This window comes from Leucobacter sp. gxy201, assembly GCF_051043335.1.
In the GTDB taxonomy this organism is placed as follows: Bacteria; Actinomycetota; Actinomycetes; order Actinomycetales; family Microbacteriaceae; genus Leucobacter.
The window spans coordinates 275,076-298,568 of sequence record NZ_JAMXWS010000002.1 but is presented as its reverse complement, the minus strand read 5'-3'; the positions used below and the strand labels follow the sequence as shown (position 1 = coordinate 298,568).

The following is a 23,493-nucleotide window of genomic DNA, read 5'->3' as shown; positions in this document are numbered from 1 at the left end:
CATGGCCTTGGACTTCGAACAGCTGCGCGACATGCGCGCCGCCGACCCCGCCGGTATCGGCCGAGCGCTCGCCGAGCGCACGCGCCGCGACGTCATCGCGGGCGACGGCCGCCTCTTCATCGTCGCCGCCGACCACCCGGCGCGCGGCGCCATCGCGGTCGGCAGCAACCCGACCGCCATGGCGAACCGCTACGAGCTGCTCGAGCGCATGGCCATCGCGCTGTCGCGCCCCGGCGTCGACGGCGTGCTCGGCACCCCCGACATCATCGACGACCTCGCGGCGCTCGGTCTGCTCGACGACAAGATCGTCGTCGGCTCGATGAATCGCGGCGGGCTGCGCGGCGCCTCGTTCGAGCTCGACGACCGCTACACCGCCTACGACATCCCCGCGATGAAGCGCCAGGGCCTCGATTTCGCGAAGACGCTCATCCGCGTCGACCTCGACGACCCGGGCACCCTGCCCACGCTCGAGGCCACGGCCCGCGCCGTCGACGCGGCGGCGGCGGCCGAGCTGCCGATCATGCTCGAGCCGTTCCTGTCGAGCCGCGACCGCACCGGCGGTAAGCCCGGCCGGGTCGTCAACGAACTCACCGCCGACGCGACTATCCTCGCGACGGCCATCGCCTCGGGCCTCGGCAACTCCAGCGCCTACACGTGGATGAAGCTGCCCGTGGTACCCGAGATGGAGCGCGTCATGGAGGCCACCACCATGCCGACGCTGCTGCTCGGCGGCGACAACGGCGGCGACCCCGACGAGACCTTCGCATCGTGGCAGAGCGCCCTCGCACTGCCCGGCGTGCGCGGCCTCACCGTCGGCCGCACGCTGCTCTACCCGCACGACGACGACGTCGCCGCCGCGGTCGACACCGCGGCGCGGCTGGTGCACCCCGGCCTCGCCTGACCGCCCGGCCGGGCGCAGGTGGCGCCCCGGACGGAACCGCTGGACAATGGAAAGCGGGACTGTTCCGAAATCACAGCACAGACCTCAACCCCAGTTAGGAAGCATCGCATATGAGCACCCTCCCCGTTATCAACCACTGGATCGACGGCGCGATCCACGAGTCGAAGAGCGGCAACTCCGCCCCCGTCTACAACCCGGCCACCGGCCAGGTGCAGGCGAACGTCGCACTCGCCGACCAGGCGGAGATCGACGCCGCGATCGCATCGGCGCAGCGCGGCTTCGAGGTCTGGAGCAACCTCTCCATGGCCCGCCGCCAGACCGTCATCTTCAAGTTCCGCGAGCTGCTCGCCGCGAAGAAGGAAGAGCTCGCCGCGATCATCAGCCGCGAGCACGGCAAGGTGCTCTCGGACGCCATGGGCGAGATCGCCCGCGGCCAGGAGGTCGTCGAGCTCGCCACCGGTTTCCCGCACCTCATCAAGGGCGGCTTCTCCGAGAACGTCTCGACCGGCATCGATGTCTACACGCTGAAGCAGCCCCTCGGCGTCGTCGGCATCATCTCGCCCTTCAACTTCCCGGCCATGGTGCCGATGTGGTTCTTCCCCATCGCGATCGCCGCCGGCAACTCGGTCATCGTGAAGCCCTCCGAGAAGGATCCCTCGGCCTCGATGTGGATCGCCGAGCTCTGGAAGGAAGCGGGCCTGCCCGACGGCGTCTTCAACGTGCTCAACGGCGACAAGCTCGCCGTCGACGGCCTGCTGACCGCCCCCGAGGTGCAGTCGATCTCGTTCGTCGGTTCGACCCCGATCGCGCAGTACATCTACGAGACCGCTGCCAAGCACGGCAAGCGCGTGCAGGCGCTCGGCGGCGCGAAGAACCACATGCTGGTGCTCCCCGACGCCGACCTCGACCTCGTCGCCGACCAGGCCGTCAACGCCGGCTACGGCGCTGCGGGCGAGCGCTGCATGGCCCTCTCGGTCGTGCTCGCCGTCGAGCCCGTCGCCGACGAGCTCATCGCGAAGATCAAGGATCGCATCGCGGGCCTGCGCGTCGGCAACGGCGCAGGCGGCCCCGAGGGCGAGCCCGACCTCGGCCCGCTCATCTCGAGCGTGCACCGCGACAAGGTCTCGAACTACGTCGATATCGCCGAAGCCGACGGCGGCACTATCGTCGTCGACGGCCGCAACTGCCAGGTCGAGGGCCATGAGGACGGCTTCTTCTTCGGCCCGACCCTGATCGACAACCTGTCGCTCGATTCGCGCGCCTACACCGAGGAGATCTTCGGCCCGGTGCTGCAGGTCGTGCGCATCCAGACCTTCGAAGAGGGCGTCAAGCTCATCAACTCGGGTCAGTTCGGCAACGGCACCGCGATCTTCACCAACGACGGCGGTGCGGCTCGTCGCTTCCAGCACGAGATCCACGTCGGCATGGTCGGCATCAACGTGCCGATCCCGGTGCCGGTGGCCTACCACTCGTTCGGCGGCTGGAAGGCCTCGCTCTTCGGCGATGCCAAGGCCTACGGCGTGCACGGCTTCGACTTCTTCACCCGCGAGAAGGCGATCACCAGCCGCTGGCTCGACCCCGCCACCCACGGCGGCATCAACCTCGGCTTCCCGCAGAACGACTGATGCGACCGTAGCCGGTTGAACCGGTGCGGGACGGAGCAATCCGCCCCGCACCGTTTATCGCACTCCGGTGCACGAATCGCTGCCTCCCGCAGCACCACCTCCTCCATTTCACTCCGCGAGCATGCTGCGCTCAGGGCGCGCACGAGAGGGCACGACATGACTGATCAGGCCGAACGCTGGTTCCACCGCCGCGGCGAACTCGCCGCCGAGGGCTGGGAGAGCGTCGTCGACGAACGCATCCCGGGCTGGGCGCACACCGGCATCCGCGTCGCCCGGCTGCAGCAGGGCGCCTCGATCGACCTCGAGGGTACGGGCATCGAACGGCTCGTCGTGCCGCTCACCGGCGCGTTCACCGTGGTGAGCACCGAGAACGGCGAGGCGACGACGACCGAGCTCAGGGGCCGTGCCTCCGTCTTCGACGGCCCCACCGACGTCATGTACCTCTCGGCGGCCGCGACCGGCACGGTTACCGCGCAGTCGCCCGGCGAGACCCGCTTCCTCATCGCCACCTCGCCCACCGACATCGTGCGCCCCAGCTGCTACATGCCCGTCGAGGACGTGCCCGTCGAGCTGCGCGGCGCCGGCGCCTCGAGCCGCCAGGTGCACAACTTCGGTCGCAAGGAGTCGCTCGACGCCGCCCGTTTCATCGTCGTCGAGGTCATCACCCCGGCCGAGAACTGGTCGTCGTACCCGCCCCACAAGCACGACGAGCACCTGCCGGGCCACGAGTCCGAGCTCGAGGAGATCTACTACTTCGAGGTCGCCCCGGTGAAGGACGCCCCCGCGGGCGTCAGCGAAGAGCACGCCTTCGGCATGTTCAGCACCTACTCGTCGCCCGCCGGCGCGATCGAGATCGACTCGCAGGTGAAGACCGGCGACATCGCCCTCGTGCCCTACGGCTACCACGGCCCCGCCGTCGCCGCCCCCGGCTACGACATGTACTACCTCAACGTGATGGCGGGCCCCGACCCCGAGCGCAGCTGGCTCATCAGCGACGACCCCGCCCACGGCTGGGTGCGCGACACCTGGGAGGGCCAGGAGCTCGACTCCCGCCTGCCCTTCACCGCCGCAGACTGACGGACACTTCCGAGAAATCCTCACAAGGAGCACAACATGACCACACGCCGCATGACGGTCAGCCAGGCCCTCATCGAGTTCCTGGCCAACCAGTGGACCGTCGACCGCGCCGCCGACGGCACCGAGATCCGCGAGCGCACCATCCCGGGCACCTTCGGCATCTTCGGCCACGGCAACGTCGCCGGCATCGGCCAGGCGCTCAAGCAGTTCAACGTGCAGAACCCCGAGCTGATGCCGTACCATCAGGCCCGCAACGAGCAGGCCATGGTGCACCAGGCCGTCGGCTACGCGCGCATGCACCGCCGCCGCGGCACCTACGCCTCGGCGGCCTCGGTCGGCCCCGGCGCCGCGAACATGCTGACCGGCGCGGCGCTCGCCACGACGAACCGCCTGCCGGCGCTGCTCCTGCCGAGCGACACCTTCGCGACCCGCGTCGCCGACCCCGTGCTGCAGCAGCTCGAGCAGCCGCACGACATCGGCCTCACCGTCAACGACGCGTTCCGCCCCGTCTCGAAGTTCTTCGACCGCGTGCAGCGCCCCGAGCAGCTCTTCTCGATCGCCCTCGCCGCGATGCGCGTGCTCACCGACCCCGCCGAGACCGGCGCCGTCACGATCTCGCTGCCGGAGGATGTGCAGGCCGAGGCGATGGACGTGCCCGTCGAGTTCCTGCAGCCGCGCGAGTGGCGCATCCGCCGCCCGCGCCCCGACCGCGACGCGTTCGCGCTCGCCGTCGAGGCCATCCGCTCGGCGAAGCGCCCCATGATCGTCGCCGGCGGCGGCGTGCTTTACTCGGACGCCGAGGAGCAGCTGCGCGAGCTCGTCGAGGCGACCGGCATCCCCGTCGGCACCTCGCAGGCCGGCGGCGGCGTACTCGCCTGGGACCACCCGCAGAACCTGGGCGGCGTCGGCGCGACCGGCACCCTCGCGGCGAACCGCCTCGCAGCCGAGGCCGACGTCATCATCGGCATCGGTACCCGCTACAGCGACTTCACCACCGCTTCGCGCACCGCGTTCCAGAACCCCGACGTGAAGTTCGTGAACATCAACGTCGCGTCGTTCGACGCCTACAAGCACGGCACGCAGATCCCGGTGATCGCCGACGCGCGCGAGGCCATCCTCGAGCTGATCGATGCGCTCGCGTCGCTGAAGGTCGACGCCGAGTACGCGGCCCGCATCGCCTCCGAGAAGGCGGAGTGGGATGCGCAGGTCGACTCGGCCTTCGCCCCGTCGGGCCTCGAGCTGCCCGGCCAGCCCGAGATCATCGGCGCGGTGCAGTCGTCGTCGGATCCGAAGGATGTCATCGTACAGGCTGCGGGTTCGCTGCCCGGCGACCTGCACAAGCTGTGGCGCGTGCGCGATGCGCTCGGCTACCACGTCGAGTACGCGTTCTCGTGCATGGGCTACGAGATCGCCGGCGGCCTCGGCGCGAAGCGCGGCCTGGCGGCTGCGGGCGACGACCGCGACGTCATCATCATGGTCGGCGACGGTTCGTACCTGATGCTCAACACCGAGCTCGTCACCGCGGTCGCCGAGGGCATCAAGGTCATCGTCGTGCTCATCCAGAACCACGGCTACGCCTCGATCGGCCACCTCTCCGAGACGGTCGGCTCCGAGCGCTTCGGCACCTGGTACCGCGAGTACGACGCCGAGGCGAAGAACTTCCAGGGCGACCAAGTGCTGCCCGTCGACCTCGCGATGAACGCCCGCAGCTACGGCATGGACGTCATCGAGGTCGAGCCCGGCGCCTCGTCGATCGACAATCTGAAGGCCGCCATGGCGACCGCGAAGGCATCGGAGCGCTCGACCTTCATCCACATCAACAGCGACCCGCTCATCTACGCGCCCGACGGCGCGGGCTGGTGGGATGTGCCCGTGCCGCAGGTCTCGGAGCTCGAGTCGACGCAGCGCGCACGCGCCGAGTACGAGGAGCAGCAGGCCGCGCAGAAGCCGCTGCTCGGCTGAGCCGAGGCGGCCTCTGGCCACTGCGCTTCGAGCCCCGTTCCGTCAGGGATCCGGTTCTGGTCAGACATGCTTCGCATGAAGCATTCGACCGGACCGGGACTCACGATGGAGCGGGGCTTTCGCGTTGCCCGTGCGCCCGGATGGGAATCTGCGCGGAGAAACACGGAAGTCCCACTTGAAATGCGGGTGCGGTGATCTAGAATTGGCATATTGTCATATCAAACACGGCACCGTGTCATGTCGGCTCGGCGACCGCACCCGAGGGAGGGCGCTCGATGAGCGAAGCGATTCAGAACCAGGGCCTGCGCATCGGCACGGCACCCGACTCGTGGGGCGTCTGGCACGCCGACGACCCGAAGCAGGTGCCGTGGGAGCGGTTCCTCGACGAGGTCGTCGAAGCCGGCTACACCTGGATCGAGCTCGGCCCCTACGGCTACCTGCCGACCGACCCGAACCAGCTGCAGGACGAGCTCGGCAAGCGGAACCTCAAGCTCTCGGCCGGCACCGTGTTCACCGGCTTCCACAAGGGCGAGGAGCAGTGGCAGCGCGCCTGGGACCAGGCGCTCGCCGTCGCGGGCCTCGCCTCGAAGCTCGGCGCGGAGCACCTCGTCGTGATCCCCGACCTGTGGCGCAGCGACGTCACCGGTGAGAATCTCGAGCCGCGCACCCTCACCGATGAGCAGTGGACGAAGCTCGCCGCCGGCCACGACCGCCTCGGCAAGGCCCTGCTCGAGGAGTTCGGCATGAAGCAGCAGTTCCACTCGCACGCAGACAGCCACATCGGCACCACCCGCGAGGTGCTGCGCTTCCTCGACGAGACCGACCAGCGCTACACGAACCTCTGCCTCGACACCGGCCACTTCGCCTACTACGGCGGCGACAACGTGAAGCTCATCGAGGAGCGCCCCGAGCGCATCGGCTACCTGCACCTCAAGCAGGTCGACCCGACCCTGCTCTTCGACGTGCTCAAGAACGACACCTCGTTCGTCGACGCCGTCGCCGAAGGCATCATGATCGAGCCGCCGCACGGCATCCCCGACCTCGCGCCAGTCATCGAAGCCGTCGCGAAGATCGACCCCGAGATCTTCGCGATCGTCGAGCAGGACATGTACGGCTGCGACGTCGACCGCCCCTTCCCGATCGCCCAGCGCACCCGCGAGCACATCTTCGGCTGCACCCACATGGCGCGCATCGCCTAGAACGCATCGATCGGCGCCCCGCGATCACCGAGCCCGGCGCCAACGAACCAGCATCTCCTGAGAGGACCAACAATGACTGAAGATCTCCGCGTCGCCGTCGTCGGCGCCGGCATGATGGGCGCCGACCACATCAAGCGCATCACCCACCGCATCGCAGGCGCCCGCGTCTCCGCCATCGTCGAGCCCGATGCGGGCCGCGCCGAGGCCGCCGCCGCGAACGCCCCCGGCGCCGCCGCCTTCACCAGCATCGAAGACGCGATCGCGGCCGGCGCCATGGACGCCGTGCTCATCGCGACCCCCGGCCAGTTCCACGCCCCCGTGCTGAAGCCGGCGCTCGACGCGAAGCTCCCCATCCTCTGCGAGAAGCCCCTCACCCAGGATTCGGCGTCCTCAGAGGAGATCCTCGAGCTCGAGCAGCAGCTCGATCGTCCGCACATCCAGCTCGGTTTCATGCGCCGCTTCGACGCCGAGTACCAGCAGCTGCGAAAGCTCGTCGAGTCGGGCGACAACGGAGAACTGCTCATGGTGCGCGCCCTGCACCGCAACCCGTCGGTGCCCGACACCTACACGAACAACATGCTCATCACCGACTCGGTGGTGCACGAGTTCGATGTCGTGCCGTGGCTCGCGGGCTCGCCCGTGAAGAGCGTCGAGGTGAAGCACCCGCGCCGCAACTCGCTCGCCCCCGAGCGCCTCAAGGAGCCGATCCTCGTGATCATGGAGCTCGAGAACGGTGTGCTCGTCGACGTCGAGATGAACGTCAGCGTGCGCTTCGGCTACCAGGTCGCGACAGAGGCAGTGTTCGAGTCGGGCATCGCCCGCATCGGCCAGCCGGGCGGCATGCAGCACTGGGAGAACGGCCAGTTCAAGATCAAGGAGCACGAGAGCTTCGTCACCCGCTTCGCCGACGCCTACGACGCGCAGATCCAGCGCTGGGTCGACGCCGTGCGCCGTGGCGACCTCATCGACGGCCCGAACGCGTGGGACGGCTACCTCGTCGCACTGTCGTGCGAGGCCGGCGTCCAGGCGCTGAACGAGGGCGGCATCGTCACGGTCGAGGCGCCCGAGCGCCCCGCCTTCTACGCCTGACCCGAAATCCCCGCCGGAGGCCGGGCGATCCCTGCAATATCGACAGGGACCGCCCGGCCCGCGCGCATCACCACCCCGCAGCAAAGGAGCACCCATGGTCCGCATCGCGCTCGACCCGACGCCGTACAACAGCACCCATCACCTGCTCGACTTCCCCGACCTCGTCGCGAGGCTCGGGTACGAGTACCTGCAGCTGACGCCGAACCCCGACTTCGGTCGCCACTTCCACCACCCCAAGGTCGATTCGGCCATGCTCGCGCAGCTGAAGAAGCGCGCGAAGGATGCGGGCGTGACGATCACCTCCGTGCTGCCGGTGCAGCGCCTCGGCGGGCCCGAACCGCACCAGGTCAAGGCCGCGATCCGCAACACGACCCGCTACATCGAGATCGCCGCCGAGCTCGAGGCCCCCATTCTCAACACCGAGTTCTCGGGCCGCCCCGAGCGCGAGGAGGACTCAGAGAACGCGTTCTACGACGCCATGGAGGCGCTCATCCCGGTGCTCGAGCGCGAGGGCGTCACGATGAACATCGACCCGCACCCCGATGACTTCGTCGAAGACGGCCTCGAGGGCTGGCGCATCATCCGCGGCCTGAACAGCGACCGCGTCGGCTTCGTCTACGTCGCCTCGCACACCTTCCACTACGGCGACCGCGCGACCTCGCTCATCCCCGAGATCGGCGACCGCCTCGGCGCCGTCTACACGGCCGACACCTTCGACCACAACCGTTCGAACGGGCTGCGCTACATCACCAACCCGCCCGGCAATGCCGTGCGGGTGCACCAGCACCTCAACATCGGCGACGGCGACGTCGACTGGGCCGAGCTCTTCGGCACGCTTCGCGCGTCGGGGTACCTCGACCGCGAGGACGCCCTCATCGTGTCGAACGTCTTCGCCGAGGACGAGCATGCCGATGAGTCGTCGCGATATCAGCTCGCGAAGATCAAGGAGCTGATCGCGGGGGCATGAGCGCGATCGCCTGAGCGCGCTGTGTCGCTCGGCGGACCCGGTACGCACGAGAGCGGCGGCCGATCCCTGAGGATCGACCGCCGCTTCTGCGTGCGCGCTGTGGGGCGCGCGGGCCGGGACTTACGCGCCGGGCAGGATAGCGTCGCGCACGAGCGCGTCGAGCTGGGCGTCGGCGTCGAGGAACTGGCGCAGCGTGTTGCGCGTCGCACCGAAGTCGAGGAACTCGTCGATGTTCATTCCGTCGGGCTCGTAGGCGCGGCGGAACTCGCTGAGCTCCATGAGCTCGGCCATGACGTCGGCGTCGACCGGAACATCGATGCGGTTCTCGGCCGGGACGTTGTTCTCGTTGATGCGCACCTGCCAGTCGAAGGGGGGCGAGACGACGAGATCGCCGCCCACGAGCTCCGACCAGTGCAGGAAGCTGCGGAAGGCGGCCGAGAGGATGCGGCTGCGGTAGCCGCGCTCGGTGAAGATCTGGTGCGCGCGCTTGAGCGCCGCGACGCCGGCCCAGTCGAGTGCGCCGGGGGTCGTGAGGATGCGCTCCGCGCCGGCCCACTTCTTCAGCCAGTCGTCGAGGCGGCCGCCCATGATGGTGACGACGTGACCGAACTCCTGCTCGGGCAGGCCCTCGGCGGCACGGCGGTCGAGCGCGCGCTCGAGCGCCTCGCCGACGGCGACGGCCTGGGGCACGGTGAAGCTGCAGGTCGCGTTGATGCTGACGCCGCGGTAGGCAGCCTCTTCCATCGCGGCGATGCCGGTTGCGGTCGCGGGGATCTTCACGATGATGTTCGGGGCGAGCTGCGAGAACTCGACGGCCTGCGCGACGAGCGCATCGGCGTCGCGGTAGAGGCGGGGGTCGGTCTGGATCGAGAGGCGGCCGTTGCGCCCACCGGTCTCCTCGAAGATCGGCAGCAGCAGCTTCGCCGCATCGATCGAGAGCTCGCGCACGGCCTCCCAGCCGAGCTCGGATTCGCCCCAGGTCGGGTGCTCGGCAGCGAGCTCGCGCAGGCGCGGGCCCCAGATCTCGGGGTACTTGTTGATCGCGGTGAAAGCGATGACGGGGTTGCAGGTCGCGCCCACAGCGCCGAAGCCGATGGAGGCCTGGAGCTCGTTCGGGTCGGCGGAGTCGTTCCAGAGCGACGTCGGAGTCTCGGCGGCCGCGCGGGCGAGCGGTGCCGTCGGGTTCGGGGAATCGGCAGTGGTCACGCGGGTACCTCCATGAGTCGCGGGCAGGCGAGCTTTACCTAATGTCCTATCAAATATACCTGCGGTTCAGAATTGGGGCCACTACTTGTTCGCAGGGCCGGTCGCACACGGCGGGAGCGCGGGTACGGCACGGATGCGGGGCGGTCGCGGGGCGAGGCGATCCCTGACGAAAGCTCAGAACAGCAGGTAGGTGGCGCCGATGATGGTGAAGCCGATCACGGCCCAGTCGAAGAGGTGCTGGGGGATGCGCCGTGCGGTCCACATGCCGGCGATCGCGCCGACCACGATGCCGGGGATGAGGCAGAGGGCGAGCAGGAGCGTCTCACCGGTGATGAGGCCGAGGCCGATCGATACCGGGAGTTTGACGATGTTGATGACGGCGAAGAACCACGCGGCCGTGCCGAGGAACGCCTTGACGGGGAAGCGCGCGGCGAGGAAGTACATCGACATGACCGGGCCGCCGGCGTTCGCGACCATCGTCGTGAAACCGCCGAGCGAGCCGTAGGCCGCGCGAGTGAAACGGGAAGATCGGTGCGAGGCGTCGTCGGCGGCGGTCGCCGGGTCGCCGCTGCCCGTGCGGCCCTTACGGGCGAGTGCGGCCGCCCGCCCGCGCTGCCACAGCGTGAGCGCGATGACCACGAGCAGGATCACGCCGATGAAGCGCCGCACCCAGGCGTCGCTCGCGAAGGCGAGGAACAGCGCACCGGCGCCGACGCCGACGACCACCGCCGGAATCAGCCTGATCAGGGTTTTCCAGTCGGCATGGCGTCGGTAGATCGTGATCGCGAAGATGTCGCCGACGATGAGCAGGAGGAGCAGTGCGCCGGTCGATGCCTTCGCGGGGAGCAGGGCCGCGAAGATCGCGATCGAGATCGTGTTGATACCGGGGAGCGCGGTCTTCGAGAGCCCGACGAGCATGGCCGCGACCGCGAGCAGCACCCACGCCGCAGTAGGGAAATCAGGGAACGCAAGTGACGTCGCAAATGGCACGGGGCAACTCTACGCGGCCACACGTAGTTCCGGCATTATTTGTCCAAATGTAACTACATTGTTAGGATCGCGGGAGCGTCGCAAAGACGGCGGCGCCAACGGATTACGAAGGAGCCCACACAATGGCCTCGTCAGCAACCGAACCGAGTAGACCGGCACTGCCGCCGCTCACTCAAGGCCCGCACAGCAAGCGCCTCGGAATGATCGCCCTCGTGGCGACCTTCGGCGGTCTGCTCTTCGGCTACGACACCGGTGTCGCGAACGGCGCGGAGCGCCCGCTGCAGGCCGAGATGGGCTTCGACGCGCTGCAGATCGGCGTCGTCATCAGCTCGCTGGTCTTCGCCGCCGCATTCGGTGCGATGATCTGCGGCCGTATCTCCGACAAGATCGGCCGCCGCCCGACCATCATCCTCCTGTCGACGATGTTCTTCCTCGGCACCCTGCTCGTCGTCACCTCGCCCGGCGGCCCCGAGCACGGCACCCACACCACCTTCGGGTTCTCGATGCTCATCGCGGGCCGCATCATGCTCGGCCTCGCGGTCGGCGGCGCCTCCGCCGTCGTGCCCGTCTACCTCGCCGAGCTCGCCCCCTTCGAGATCCGCGGTTCGCTCTCGGGCCGCAACGAGCTCATGATCGTCGTCGGCCAGCTCGCCGCCTTCGTCGTGAACGCCGTCATCGCCGCGATCTGGGGCCACCACGACGGCGTCTGGCGCATCATGTTCGCCGTCTGCGCGATTCCCGCGATCTTCCTCTTCTTCGGCATGCTGCGCATGCCCGAGTCGCCGCGCTGGCTGACCGAGAAGGGCCGCTACGACGAGGCCCTCGCCGTGCTCAAGACCGTGCGCTCCGATGACCGCGCCGTCGCCGAGTTCGCCGAGGTCGAGCAGATCACCGTCGAAGAGGGCCGCGCCGACCACCGCGAGATCGGCTTCAAGGCGATCCTCAAGAACAAGCACCTCTTCGCCATTCTGCTGGTCGCCTGCGGCCTCGGCATCGCGCAGCAGTTCACGGGCGTCAACGCCATCATGTACTACGGCCAGCGCATGCTCGCCGAGTCGGGCTTCACCGAAGACATGATCGGCTGGGTCAACATCGCCCCCGGCGTCATCGCCGTCATCGGCGGCATCATCGCCCTGAGCCTGATGGACCGCGTCAACCGTCGCACCAACTTCCTCTGGGGCTACGGCATGACCGCGATCTCGCACATCATGATCGCCATCGCCATGCTCCTCATCTTCCCCGAGCCGAGCCTCGCCCGCGGCTGGGTGTTCCTCGTGCTCATCGTCATCATGATCGGCTCGATCCAGCTGTTCCTGAACCTCGCGACCTGGGTCTACCTCTCCGAGATTTTCCCGCTGCACATGCGCGGCGTCGGCATGGGTGTCGCGGTCTTCGTGCTCTGGATCGCGAACGGCGTGCTCGCCACCTTCGTGCCGTCGATCGTCGGCGCCGTCGGCATGGGGCTCTTCGCGATCTTTGCGGTCGTGAACATCGTCTCGTTCTTCTTCGTGCTGAAGTTCGTGCCCGAGACCCGCGGGCGCACGCTCGAGGAGCTCGAGGAGGACGTCACCACCGGCGCGATCCGCCTCTCGGCGCAGAAGTAGTTCGCGCCCGGGCCGCGCGTTCGTGTACGCGCCCCGGAAAGCACCTCGGCCCCCGTCTCCCGCTTCGCGCGGGGTGCGGGGGCCGAGGCGTGTCCAGGACCGGTGCGCGGCTGCCCGTGCCCGTGCCCCTGTTGGTGGAAGGTGCCCTTATGCGCGCGCGGTGCTGCTATGCGCAGTGCGTAACGGCACCGCTCGTGCGCAAGGGCACCGGTGATGGGCGGCGCGGGTGAAAGCTACGCGCCAGGGATCGCCGCTTCGATCTCGTCGAGCACGCGCAACGAGGCGATGCTGTCGGCCGGGGTCAGCAGCTCCGACTGCGTGAGACCCGCGTCGATCGCCCGCGCGACTGCAGCGGCCTCGTAGCAAAGCCCGGCGGTCTGCGACTGCGGCTCGAAGCTGCGCGTCACGCTCTCGGAGCCGTCGGCGGCCGTGAGGGTGAGCTCGCTCGGCGCGTAGAACGGCGAGCCCACCGCGAGGGTCGCGCGCGAGCCGGCGATGAACGCCGCCGTGGGCGTGCGGGTCTCGAGCGTGGTGTAGAGCTGCGCGCTGCCCGTCGGGTACTCGAGCGCAAAGGCGGCGTCGGCGACCACGCCGGTGAAGGCGCGGCGGCCGGTCGCGGTCACCGAGCACGGGGCTCCGCCGAAGACGAACGACGAGAACGCGGTGAGGTAGACGCCGAGGTCGAGCGGCGAGCCGCCGCCGAGCGCCGGGTCGAAGAGCCGCCCCGCGGGGTCGGGAGCGAAGTATTCGCCGAGGTCGGCGCGCAGGTGGCGCACTTCGCCGAGCGCCCCTGTCTCGAGCAGCTGCCTGATCGAGTCGGCGACGGGCAGAAAGCGCGGCCACATCGCCTCCATCGCGAAGAGGCCGGCATCCTGGGCGGCGCGCGCGATCTCTTCGGCTTCGGCGGCGTTCATCGCGAGCGGCTTCTCGACGAGCACGTGCTTGCCGGCGTTCAGCGCGGCCAGCGCTCCCTCGCGGTGGAAGACGTGGGGCGTCGCGACGTACACGACGTCGATGCCGGGGGAGGCGAGCATGGCCTCGGTGCTGCCGTAGGCGCGGTCGATACCGTGCTTGTCGGCGAAGGTACGAGCGCGGGCCTCGTCGCGCGACGCGATCGCGGCGACCCGCTGCGTCGAGTGCCGGGTGAGCGAGCTCACGAACTGCTCGGCGATGCGGCCCGGCCCGATGACGCCCCAGTTCAGCACCGGCGCCGTCTCGGGCGCGGGCGTGCGCGGGTCGGGAATGCGCAGTGCATCGGCGGTCGTGGGCGCTGCTGCGGTCATGGGGCTCCTTCTCGGGCGCGTGCGGCACCTCGACAGGGATCGCCGAGCGTGTGGATCCCTGTCGGGAATCGCGGCGGCGACGAGTTCGGTGCTCCCTCTTGCATCCAGGTTAGAGCGCTCTAAACTGGAGTGTCAACACACCTCGCGCAGAAGGAGCGGATCCATGCACATCGGCGTTCTGACGGACAGCCTGGCCGAACTCGGCCTTGACGCGGCGCTGGCGCACTCGCGCGACGTCGGTGCCACGACCGTCGAGTTCGGCGCGGGCACCTGGTCGCCCAAGCCGCACATCGACGCACCCGCACTGCTCGCTTCGCCTGCCGCGCAGGGCGAGCTGCTGCGCAAGGTCGAAGACCACGGGCTCGCGATCTCGGCGATCAACGCGAGCGGCAATCAGCTGCACCCGACCGAGGCAGGCGCCGACGGCATGACTCGCGACGCCGTGCGCCTCGCGGGCGAGCTCGGCCTCGACACCGTCGTGCTCATGTCGGGGCTCCCGGCCGGAACCCCGGGCGACCGTATGCCGAACTGGATCACCACCTCGTGGCCGCCCGAGACGACGCAGATGCTCGAGCACCAGTGGAACGACATCGCCCTGCCGTACTGGGCGGAGTTCGCCGACTTCGCGCGCGCCCAGGGCGTCACAAAGCTCGCCGTCGAGATGCACGCCAACCAGCTCGTCTACAACGTGCCCTCGGCACTGCGGCTGCGCGAGGCGGTCGGCGACATCGTCGGCGTGAACTTCGACCCGAGCCACCTCTTCTGGATGGGCGCCGACCCGCTCGCCGCGATCGCCGAACTCGGCGGCGCGATCCAGCACGTGCACGCGAAAGACACCCGCATCGAGGAGTCGGTCGCCGTGCGCAGCCGCCTCGAGGGGCTCACGGTGCACCACCCGGCTGAGCGCTCCTGGAACTACGTGACCGTCGGGCGGGGCCACGATGCAGCCTACTGGCGCTCGTTCGTCGCGGCGCTGCGCGCGGCCGGCTACGACGGCGCGCTCTCGATCGAGCACGAGGACGTCGCGGTCGGCGGCGCCGACGGCGTGGCCGAGGCGGCCGCGGTGCTGCGCGAAGCGCTGGCGTAGGGGCGCCGGCGGCGGCTCGGGTCGCCGGCAGTGCTCCACCGGCGACAAGGGGGCGCGAATTGGGGTGACTCCCGCGAAAACACCCCAATTCGCGACCCCTTGTCGCGCGCGCCGATCCCGAGAAACAGCGGCGGAAGAGGGATCGGGCCGAATCCGGCCTAGAGCTCGACCGAGCAGCCGAGTTCGTCGCTCTCGCGCGCCGCATCGAGAATGGCGACCGTGTGCAGGGCCTCCGCGAGGCGCACGGGCGGCTCCTCGCCCGCGGCGAGTGCGGCGTGCAGGCCGCGGTAGTAGTCGGTGTAGTCGCCCGCGACCGGCGCGATGCGGCGCGACCCCGCGGCCGTCGCGAGGGTGCCCCAGCGCTCCTCGGCCTCGACGCCCCAGTCTTCGGCGGTGTTCGGGCGCAGCCCCGCGAAGGTCTGGTCGACCTGCACATCGTGCATGCGCGACGCGTACGATCCCTCGCTGCCGTAGACGATCATGCCGCGTTCGTCGCGCAGGCCGAGCCGGCTCGACGACACCTGGCTGAAGGCGCCCGACTCGTGATGCAGCGCGATCGAGAAGCCGCAGTCGACGCGGCCGCCCGGCACGTCGAGCCAGTCGAGGTGCGCATCGACCCGTGCGACCGGCCCGAACAGCTGCGTCGCCTGGTCGACGACGTGCGCGCCGAGGTCGCGCAGCAGGCCGCCGCCGACGGCGATCTCGCGCGACGCGGGGTCTGCCTGGTCGAGCACGAAGTCGGCGCGCATCGGCGTGCCGATCTCTCCCGAGGCGACCACTGCGCGCAGCGTCAGGAAGTCGGTGTCCTGCCGCCGGTTGTGGAAGACGGTGAGGCAGGTGCCCGCGGCAGCGGCGGCGTCGACGAGCTCCTGCGCGGTCGCGAGATCCGGTGCGAAGGGCTTATCGGCGACGACGTGCACGCCGCGTTCGAGAGCGCGCAGCACGAGCTCGCGGCGGGTGCTCGGCGGGGTCGTGATCACGACGGCGTCGACGCCCGCATCGATCAGATCGTCGAGCGAATCGAAGGCTCGAAGCCCCGGCACGTCGGCCGCGAGCTCGGCGCGGCGCCCGGCCGACCGTGTCACGACGCCGACGATCTCCCACTCGGGCGCCGCCTGGATGAACGGCAGGTGGAAGATGCGCCCTCCGGCGCCGTAGCCGACGAGTCCGATACGCATGAGCTCTCCTGAGGGGTCGATCCGGTGATATGAGTTCGAGTATTCGACAGGGATCAGTGACGCGGCGTCATGATCCCTGTCGACCACACTAGAGCGCCGCGTTCGCCTCGCGCAGCACCTGCGATGCCACCTCGAGGCCCTCGATGCGGCCGAGCGACACGTCCTCGTGCTCGATGTTGACCCACATCCCGGGGTCGATGTCGCGCAGGGCGCTCAGGAACTCGGTCCAGAACGCGGTGTCGTGGCCGCGGCCGAGCGCCACGAAATCCCATGCCGACTGCTTCGGCCACTCGTTGGCCCACTCGTCGCCGCCGAGGTTCGTGCGGGGCTCGTCGGCCGAGAGGCGGCGGAACGAGTTATCGAGCACGCCGTTGAGCTGCGCGAATTCGGGGTTCACGCGCACATCCTTCGCGGCGGCGTGGAAGACGAGCTCGCCGAGGTGGCGCACGACGGCGACGGGATCCATCTGCTGCCAGAACAGGTGCGAGGCGTCGAGCTCGACGCCGACATGGGTGGCGCCGGTGAGCTCGATGAGCTTGTGCACGTCGGCCGAGTTGAACACGAGGTTCTGCGGGTGCAGCTCGAGCGCGACCTTCACGCCGTGGTCGGCGGCGAAGCGGTCGATCTCGCGCCAGAAGCTCGCCGCGATGTCCCACTGGTAGTCGAGCACGTCGAGCGCGGCCGAGTTCCAGGCGTTCACGACCCAGTTGGCGACGGTCGCGCCGGGCTCGCCACCGGGCAGGCCCGACATGGTGACGACGCGATCCTGCCCGAGTCGGGCCGCCAGCTCGATCGAACGGCGCACGTCTGCGGCGTGCGCGTCGCCGATGAGCGCCTTCGGGTGCAGCGGGTTGCCGTTGCAGTTGAGGCCCGCGATCGAGACGCCGGTGCCCTCGAAGAGGCCGAGGTACTCGTCGCGGGCAGTGTCGGAGGCGAGGATGTCGTCGCGGTTCGGGATGTGCACGGGGGCGAGGAAGCCGCCCGAGTTGATCTCGATGCCGGTGAGGCCGAGGCGCTGCACGACCTCGATCGCCTCGGGCAGGCTGCGGTCGTGCAGAATCGCGTTGTAGACGCCGAGCTTCATGTCCAGTTCTCCCTAGTTCTCAGTTCTCAGTTCTCGACCGCGACGGTCGCCCCGCCTCGGGCTGCCGACTCGGCGACCGCTGCGAGGAACTCCATGTTGTGCACGCCGTCGGCGAAGGTCTTGCAGCGCGGCAGCGATGCTTCGACAGGGATCCCTGCCACTTCTTCGAGGAACGCGCGCGCCTGGTGCACGAAGAGGTCGTTCTGGCCGACGCCGACGCCCGGCGCATCCATCGCCCAACCGCCCGCGTAGTGCGGGTGCGCGGGGCCGAGCGAGACCGTGCGGTAGCCGGCGACGTCGTCGCTCCCCTCGCCGTCCTCGTGCAGCATGACCTCGATCTCGCCGGGCACGCGCTGGCTCCAGCGGGCGGCGCCCTTCGAGCCGAACACCTCGAGGTACAGGTCGTTCGGGTGGCCGGCGGCGACGCGCGACACCTCGAGGGTGCCGACGCAGCGCTCGAACTCGGCGTTGAACGTCGCGTAGTCGTCGTTCTCGACCGGGGCGAGCTCGTCGCTGACATTGCCGCGGGTGTGGCCGACGATGGCGCCGAGGGGCTTCGGGCGTTCGGCGATCGAGGTGTGGAAGCGGCCGCCCGAGACCGAGCGCACGTCGCCGCAGAGGTGCTCGGCGATGTACGAGAGGTGGCTGCCGACGTCGCCGAGCGCGCCCGAACCGGCCGGGCCCTGGTAGCGCCAGCTCATGGGGGCGTCGGGGCGGCAGCCGTAGTCGGTCCAGTAGCGGCCCGAGAAGTGCAGGATCTCGCCGAGGCGGCCGTCGTCGATGAGTCGACGCATGAACGCGATGCCGGGTGCGCGCAGGTAGCTGTAGCCGATGCGCGCGATCGTGCCGTTCGCTTCGGCGGCGCTCGCCGCGTCGGCCATGGCGCGGGCATCGTCGATGGTGTCGCTGAGGGGCTTCTCGCAGAGCACGTGCTTGCCTGCGGCGAGCAGCGCCTCGACGATCTCGCGGTGCAGGAAGTTGGCGACGACGACGCTCACGACCTGGATCGAGTCGTCGGCGACGATGGCGCGCCAGTCGGCGTCGTGGCGCTCGAAGCCGTAGCGGGCGGCGGCCTCGCGGCCGAGCTCCTCGTTGATGTCGGCGATCGAGACGAGACGGATTTCGGGGAGCGTCGGCTTGTAGACGGACGCGGCTGCGCGGTAGGCGGCGGCGTGCGCCTTGCCTGCCATGCCGGCTCCGATGACGGCGACGCCTAAGTGTGCGGCCATGGTGATCCTTTCGGGGGAATTCGGGTGCTTCGGATGCGGTGGTGCTGCCGGTGCGACGCGATGATGCGGCGGTGTCGTTCGCCTTGCTGTGACTGCGTTGGAGCGCTCCATTGAGTTTACGGTAACCTTGACCTCGACCGGTTGTCAATGCGAAACACCGCAGCGAATTCTGAGAGCGAGGGAACGATGCGAAAGACGCCCACGATCTACGACGTCGCCGAGCGCGCGGGCGTCTCGAAATCGCTCGTGTCGCTGGTGCTGCGCGGCTCCCCGAAGGTGAGCGACGAGAAGCGCGAGGCGGTGCTCGCCGCGGTCGACGAGCTGAACTACACGCCGAGCCGCCTCGCCGCCGGGCTCGCGGGCACGCGCACCCGCAGCGTCGGCGTGGTGATCGACGACTTCGAGAACCTCTGGTTCGCGAACGCGCTCGCGGGCCTGCGCTCGGCGCTCGCCGCCGACGGCTACAGCCTGAGCGTCGCCGACGCGGCGCTCAACGCGCATCTCGGGTTCGACCCGCTCGAGGCGTTCCGCGCCCTGCGCGTCGACGGCGTGGTGCTCGCGGGCGAGGCTTCGGCCGACGCGGTGGCGCGCCTGACGGTGCCCGCGGTGGTGCTCGGTACGCGAGCGATCGAGGTGCCGCACGCGCCGGTCATCGCGAGCGATGAGGAGCACGGCGGTCGGCTCGCGGCCGCGCATTTCGCCGAGCTCGGGCACCGCGAGATCGTCTGCGTCTCGGCTCCCGGGGCGAGCGCCGCTGCGCGCGAGGCCGGCTATCTCGTCGAGATGCGCGATCGCGGGCTCGCGCCCCGGGTCGTGCGGGCCGATCAGACGAGCGAGGCGGCGGCACGCGCCGCGGCGGCCGTGCTGTTCGACGAGGCCGCGGTGCCCGGTGCGGCACCCGCACCGACGGCCGTGTTCGCGGTCAACGACCCGATGGCGGTCGGGGTGATCGGCGCGGCCAGGGATCGCGGGCTCACCGTGCCCCGCGACCTCTCGGTCGTCGGCTACGACGATTCGCCGCTCGCCGCCTACGAACTGATCTCGCTGACGACGGTGAGCGGCGATGTGCGCGAACTCGGCGAGGCCGCCGGGCGGCGGCTGACGGATCTGATCGGCTCGCGGCCGGGGGCCGATGCCGTGCGCGCGTCGAGCGCTCAGCAGCTGTTCGAGCCGCGGCTCGTGGTGCGCGGCTCGACGGCGGCGGTTGCGGCCGACCGCGGCTGAACTCGCCGACCTCGGTCGAGTTCGCCGACATCTGTCGAGTCCTCCGGTCTCGTCAGAGCACTCCGGTTCCCGCGCATCACGAATCCATGTCGTGGAGCCGAATGAACCACCGGTGCCGCGCGGGTGGGCCATATGGCTCCACGGCTCGGTCGTGTGCGGGCGTCGAGCGTTCGACGGGCGAGGAATGTCGCCCGGAGCGATTCTGGGAAGTGTGCGTGGAGATCCCTGGAGAGAAAAGACCGTGTTTCGCCACTGTTCGGACCGGTCCAATCCTCTTATACTGAACGCGGCAGAATGTCTGCACATACCAGGCGCTGAACTCCGCGCCGCGCTCACCGCAGAGAAGAATTCAGAGGACCCGCCATGACGCAGCAGCCCATCCGCTTCGGCCTGATCGGAACCGGCCGCATCGGCCAGGTCCACGCCGCCAGCATCGCAGCGTCGCCCGACGCAACGCTCGCGTGGGTCGCCGACCCCTTCATCTCGGGCGCGCACAACGTGGTCGAGCGCTTCGGCGGCACTGCGACCGATTCGCCCGAGGAGCTCATCGCTTCGGGCGAGATCGACGCCGTGCTGATCGCCTCCCCGACCCCGACCCATGTCGACCTCATCGAGGCGTCGGTCAAGGCCGGCCTGCCGGTGCTCTGCGAGAAGCCGATCGACCTCGACATCGCGCGTGTCGACGCGCTGCGCCCCCTCGTGCAGTCGAGCGGCGTGCCGGTCGCGCTCGGCTTCAACCGCCGCTTCGACCCCGCCTTCGCCGAGGCCCGCGCCCGCGTCGCGGCCGGCGAGGTCGGCGCGCTCGAGCAGCTCGTCATCATCAGCCGCGACCCCGCGGCGCCCCCGGCCGACTACGTGAAGGTCTCGGGCGGCATCTTCCGCGATATGACCATCCACGACTTCGACATGGCGCGCTTCTTCGTCGACGATATCGTCTCGGTCAGCGCGACCGGCACGCAGACCTTCGATGCCGGCGCGCGCGAGCACGGCGACTACGACACCGCGGTCACCACGTTGCGCGCCGCGTCGGGCGCCATCGTCACCATCGTGAACTCGCGCCACAGCTCGGCGGGCTACGACCAGCGCATCGAGGCGTTCGGCGGCCAGGGCATGCTGCAGGTCTCGAACGAACCGTCGACGCTCGTGAGCTTCTCGGGCGCCTCCGCGGTCGAGGCGAAGCGCCCGTACCCCGAATTCTTCCTCGAGCGCTACGCCCGCGCGTACTCCGACGAGCTCGCCGAGTTCGTGAAGCTCGCTCGCGGCGAGGCCTCGACGAGCCCGACTTTCGAAGACGGCCGTGCAGCGCTCGTGCTCGCCGATGCCGCGCAGCGCTCGGCGACCGAGGGCGTCGTCGTCGCGGTCGAGTTCTAGTATCCGGCCTGCGGCCGCACGGCGGCGCGTCGTCGGCCGCACGCGCAAGGGGCTTCGGCCCCGTGCCACAATGAGGGGGTGGCGGCGAAAGCGGTAGACGACGGGCGTGCTGACGGACGTCGCGGCCCGCGGCGCCCGACGATGCAGGACGTCGCCGACCGGGTCGGTCTCTCGCGGCCGCTCGTGTCGATCGTGCTGCGCGGCGCCCCGGGGGCGTCGGATGAGTCGCGCGAGCGCGTGCTGGCTGCGGCGCGCGAGATCGGGTACTACCCCGACGACTCCGCGCGAATGCTGCGACTGCGGCGCAGTCGGCGGCTCGGCGTGCTGTTCACTATGCGCCAGCCGTTCGAGGCCGACCTCGTCGACGCGCTCTACGCCGAGGCCGAACGGCGCGGCTACACGCTCGCGCTGAGCCATATGGGCCCAGGCAGGCCGCAGCGCACAGCGCTCGACGAGCTGATGGGGCAGCGCATCGAAGCCCTGATCGTGCTCGCGGCCGAAGACGAAGCCGGCACCGTGACGCAGCTGCCCGACGCCATTCCCGCGGTGATGCTCGGCGGCCCGCGTTCGAACGGCGACGAGCACGACGATGTGCGCGTCGAGAACGAGGCGGGCATCGCTCTCGCGGTCTCGCACCTGACCGGTCTCGGGCACCGGGATATCGTCTACGTCGGGCCGGCCGAAGGCCCGAACGCCGTCGAACGGCTGACGGGCTATACCGCCGCGATGGCAGAGGCCGGGCTGGCGAGCCACATCGACGTCGTCGAGAGCGGGTACACCGAGGTCGGCGGGAGCCGCGCGGCTCAGGCGCTGCTCGCGCGGCGGGTGCGGCCGACGGCGCTCATCTGCGCGAACGACCGCTGCGCGTCCGGGGTGACGAGTATGCTGATCCGCGCGGGCGTCGCGGTGCCCGAGGGGATGTCGGTCGTGGGGTTCGACGACAGCAGCGCAGCGCGCCTCCCGTACCTGGATCTGACGAGCGTACGCCCCGACCCGGCACGTATGGCGGCGCTCGCCATCGACGCGGCCGAAGCGCGGATCGAGTGCCCCGAAAGCAGCGCCGGCCCCGTCCATCACCGCGTGCCGGTGACGCTCGCCGTGCGCAGCAGCACGGGGCCGGCGCCCGCGAACTGACCGCCCGGTCATCTCGAACTGACCGTCCCGTGGCTCTCGTCGAGGTCGCGCCCGCGGCCTGCATGGGGGTGGTTCGCGGCCGGTTTCGGCGTGTCGCGAATCCACTACTAGCACGTTCTAGTTTTCGCTGCTATCGTCGCTCTCGAACACGGCGAGACCTGCTTTACGGCATGCGGAGTCCGTGATGCATCGCTACGAACCAGGAGACTCGCCATGACCGACGCGACCACCCATGCGAAGACCGCAACCCCCGTCCGTCTCGGCCTCATCGGCTCCGGGTGGATCGGAGCCTTCCACGCCGAGACGATCGCGCAGCGCATTCCCAGCGCCGAACTCGCGGTCGTCGCCGACCCCGTGCCGGGCGCCGCCGAGCGCGTCGCCGCACCGCTGGGCGTTTCGAAGACCGTGCTCGATGCCGCAGAGGTGTTCGCCGATCCCGACGTCGACGGCGTGGTCATCTCGTCGCCCGCGTTCACCCACGCCGGCCTCGTGGTCGCAGCCGCCGAGGCGGGCAAGGCCGTGTTCGTCGAGAAGCCGATGGCGCTCACTCTCGAAGACGCCGACCGCGCGATCCTCGCCGCGAAGAACGCGGGCGTGCCGCTGCAGACCGGTTTCAACCGTCGCTTTTCGCGCGACTTCGCGTCGGCGCACCAGATCGTCGCCGACGGCGGCATCGGCACCCCGCAGCTGCTGCGATCCCTCACCCGCGACCCCGGCATCCCGAACCCGGGCGCGGTGAAGCCGTGGACCATCTTCCTCGAGACCCTCATCCACGACTTCGACACGCTCAACTGGTTCAACGCCGACGCCCGACCCGTCGAGGTGTTCGCCGTCGCCGACGCGCTCGCGTACCCCGACTTCAAGCAGTCGGGCCTGCTCGACACCGCCATGGTCACCATTCGCTACAGCAACGGCGCACTCGCGAGCGCCGAGGCCAACTTTTCGGCGGCCTACGGCTACGACGTGCGCGGCGAAGTGTTCGGCTCGGGCGGCATGGTCACCGCCGGCGACGTACGTGCGACGAGCACGCGCCACTACTCCGGAGCCGGCGCTGCAGCACCGACCACGCGACTCAACATCGACCTGTTCCACCAGGCCTACACGGATGAGCTCGTGTCGTTCGTCGACGCGATCCGAAACGGCGGCCCAGTCGCCGGAGCCACCGGCGCAGATGCCCGCGCCGCGCTCGTGATCGCCCTGGCCTGCATCGAATCGGTCACCCGGGGCGCCCCGGTCGCGCTCGACGACCGCGGCGCGGTCATCTGAGCTGCTCATGAGAGCTG

At 69.7% G+C, this 23,493-nt stretch carries 19 protein-coding genes; 13 read left to right on the top strand and 6 right to left on the bottom strand.

Annotated features, from left to right (window positions below):
* Window position 1 precedes the first annotated feature (1 nt).
* The 7 genes from NHL51_RS04230 (at window position 2) to NHL51_RS04200 (ending at window position 8,820) form a co-directional block, all read left to right on the top strand.
* On the top strand, window positions 2–901 hold the full coding sequence (locus NHL51_RS04230; protein WP_434141921.1) for a Cgl0159 family (beta/alpha)8-fold protein: 900 nt from the start codon (window positions 2–4) through the stop codon (window positions 899–901).
* A 110-nt stretch (window positions 902–1,011) separates the two neighbouring features.
* A complete protein-coding gene (locus tag NHL51_RS04225) occupies window positions 1,012–2,526 on the top strand; it encodes a CoA-acylating methylmalonate-semialdehyde dehydrogenase (protein ID WP_434141920.1) in 1,515 nt (504 codons plus the stop codon).
* 156 nt (window positions 2,527–2,682) lie between these two features.
* The gene (gene iolB / locus NHL51_RS04220) at window positions 2,683–3,603 is read left to right on the top strand and encodes a 5-deoxy-glucuronate isomerase (RefSeq protein ID WP_434141919.1); all 921 of its coding nucleotides are present in this window, start codon (window positions 2,683–2,685) and stop codon (window positions 3,601–3,603) included.
* A gap of 36 nt (window positions 3,604–3,639) precedes the next feature.
* Complete coding sequence (iolD, locus tag NHL51_RS04215) at window positions 3,640–5,565, top strand: 3D-(3,5/4)-trihydroxycyclohexane-1,2-dione acylhydrolase (decyclizing) (protein ID WP_434141918.1); 1,926 nt, start codon at window positions 3,640–3,642, stop codon at window positions 5,563–5,565.
* A 275-nt stretch (window positions 5,566–5,840) separates the two neighbouring features.
* Window positions 5,841–6,764 (top strand): sugar phosphate isomerase/epimerase family protein, encoded by a 924-nt coding sequence (locus NHL51_RS04210; protein ID WP_434141917.1) that lies wholly within the window; start codon window positions 5,841–5,843, stop codon window positions 6,762–6,764.
* Between the two features lie 72 nt (window positions 6,765–6,836).
* Complete coding sequence (locus NHL51_RS04205) at window positions 6,837–7,853, top strand: Gfo/Idh/MocA family protein (protein WP_434141916.1); 1,017 nt, start codon at window positions 6,837–6,839, stop codon at window positions 7,851–7,853.
* Between the two features lie 94 nt (window positions 7,854–7,947).
* Entirely contained in the window at window positions 7,948–8,820 is an 873-nt protein-coding gene (locus NHL51_RS04200) for a sugar phosphate isomerase/epimerase family protein (protein ID WP_434141915.1), read from the top strand.
* A gap of 120 nt (window positions 8,821–8,940) precedes the next feature.
* Here the strand turns inward: NHL51_RS04200 and NHL51_RS04195 are convergent, their stop codons facing one another.
* Together NHL51_RS04195 and NHL51_RS04190 are read right to left on the bottom strand one after the other, a co-directional pair.
* Window positions 8,941–10,026, bottom strand: coding sequence for a transaldolase family protein (locus NHL51_RS04195; RefSeq protein WP_434141914.1), 1,086 nt, complete (start codon window positions 10,024–10,026; stop codon window positions 8,941–8,943).
* Between the two features lie 174 nt (window positions 10,027–10,200).
* Complete coding sequence (locus tag NHL51_RS04190) at window positions 10,201–11,016, bottom strand: sulfite exporter TauE/SafE family protein (RefSeq protein ID WP_434141913.1); 816 nt, start codon at window positions 11,014–11,016, stop codon at window positions 10,201–10,203.
* A gap of 122 nt (window positions 11,017–11,138) precedes the next feature.
* Here NHL51_RS04190 and NHL51_RS04185 point away from each other — a divergent pair, with 122 nt between their 5' ends.
* Entirely contained in the window at window positions 11,139–12,620 is a 1,482-nt protein-coding gene (locus tag NHL51_RS04185; RefSeq protein WP_434141912.1) for a sugar porter family MFS transporter, read from the top strand.
* Between the two features lie 233 nt (window positions 12,621–12,853).
* Here the strand turns inward: NHL51_RS04185 and NHL51_RS04180 are convergent, their stop codons facing one another.
* Window positions 12,854–13,903 (bottom strand): Gfo/Idh/MocA family protein, encoded by a 1,050-nt coding sequence (locus tag NHL51_RS04180; protein WP_434141911.1) that lies wholly within the window; start codon window positions 13,901–13,903, stop codon window positions 12,854–12,856.
* 163 nt (window positions 13,904–14,066) lie between these two features.
* Here NHL51_RS04180 and NHL51_RS04175 point away from each other — a divergent pair, with 163 nt between their 5' ends.
* Complete coding sequence (locus NHL51_RS04175; RefSeq protein ID WP_434141910.1) at window positions 14,067–14,990, top strand: sugar phosphate isomerase/epimerase family protein; 924 nt, start codon at window positions 14,067–14,069, stop codon at window positions 14,988–14,990.
* 158 nt (window positions 14,991–15,148) lie between these two features.
* On the opposite strand, the gene NHL51_RS04170 is transcribed toward NHL51_RS04175, so the two are convergent.
* The 3 genes from NHL51_RS04170 to NHL51_RS04160 all read right to left on the bottom strand — a co-directional run bounded on the left by NHL51_RS04170 (window position 15,149) and on the right by NHL51_RS04160 (window position 18,481).
* Complete coding sequence (locus tag NHL51_RS04170; RefSeq protein WP_434141909.1) at window positions 15,149–16,168, bottom strand: Gfo/Idh/MocA family protein; 1,020 nt, start codon at window positions 16,166–16,168, stop codon at window positions 15,149–15,151.
* Between the two features lie 88 nt (window positions 16,169–16,256).
* Complete coding sequence (locus NHL51_RS04165; RefSeq protein ID WP_434141908.1) at window positions 16,257–17,252, bottom strand: sugar phosphate isomerase/epimerase family protein; 996 nt, start codon at window positions 17,250–17,252, stop codon at window positions 16,257–16,259.
* Between the two features lie 26 nt (window positions 17,253–17,278).
* Entirely contained in the window at window positions 17,279–18,481 is a 1,203-nt protein-coding gene (locus NHL51_RS04160) for a Gfo/Idh/MocA family protein (protein ID WP_434141907.1), read from the bottom strand.
* 186 nt (window positions 18,482–18,667) lie between these two features.
* Here NHL51_RS04160 and NHL51_RS04155 point away from each other — a divergent pair, with 186 nt between their 5' ends.
* The 4 genes from NHL51_RS04155 to NHL51_RS04140 all read left to right on the top strand — a co-directional run bounded on the left by NHL51_RS04155 (window position 18,668) and on the right by NHL51_RS04140 (window position 23,476).
* Complete coding sequence (locus NHL51_RS04155; RefSeq protein WP_434141906.1) at window positions 18,668–19,705, top strand: LacI family DNA-binding transcriptional regulator; 1,038 nt, start codon at window positions 18,668–18,670, stop codon at window positions 19,703–19,705.
* Window positions 19,706–20,068: 363 nt separating this feature from the next.
* The gene (iolG, locus tag NHL51_RS04150; protein ID WP_434141905.1) at window positions 20,069–21,076 is read left to right on the top strand and encodes an inositol 2-dehydrogenase; all 1,008 of its coding nucleotides are present in this window, start codon (window positions 20,069–20,071) and stop codon (window positions 21,074–21,076) included.
* Window positions 21,077–21,154: 78 nt separating this feature from the next.
* The gene (locus NHL51_RS04145; RefSeq protein ID WP_434141904.1) at window positions 21,155–22,210 is read left to right on the top strand and encodes a LacI family DNA-binding transcriptional regulator; all 1,056 of its coding nucleotides are present in this window, start codon (window positions 21,155–21,157) and stop codon (window positions 22,208–22,210) included.
* A gap of 213 nt (window positions 22,211–22,423) precedes the next feature.
* Window positions 22,424–23,476 carry a Gfo/Idh/MocA family oxidoreductase gene (locus NHL51_RS04140; protein WP_434141903.1) on the top strand — a complete coding sequence of 351 codons (1,053 nt, stop codon included), beginning with the start codon at window positions 22,424–22,426 and terminating at the stop codon, window positions 23,474–23,476.
* The last annotated feature ends 17 nt before the right edge of the window (window positions 23,477–23,493 follow it).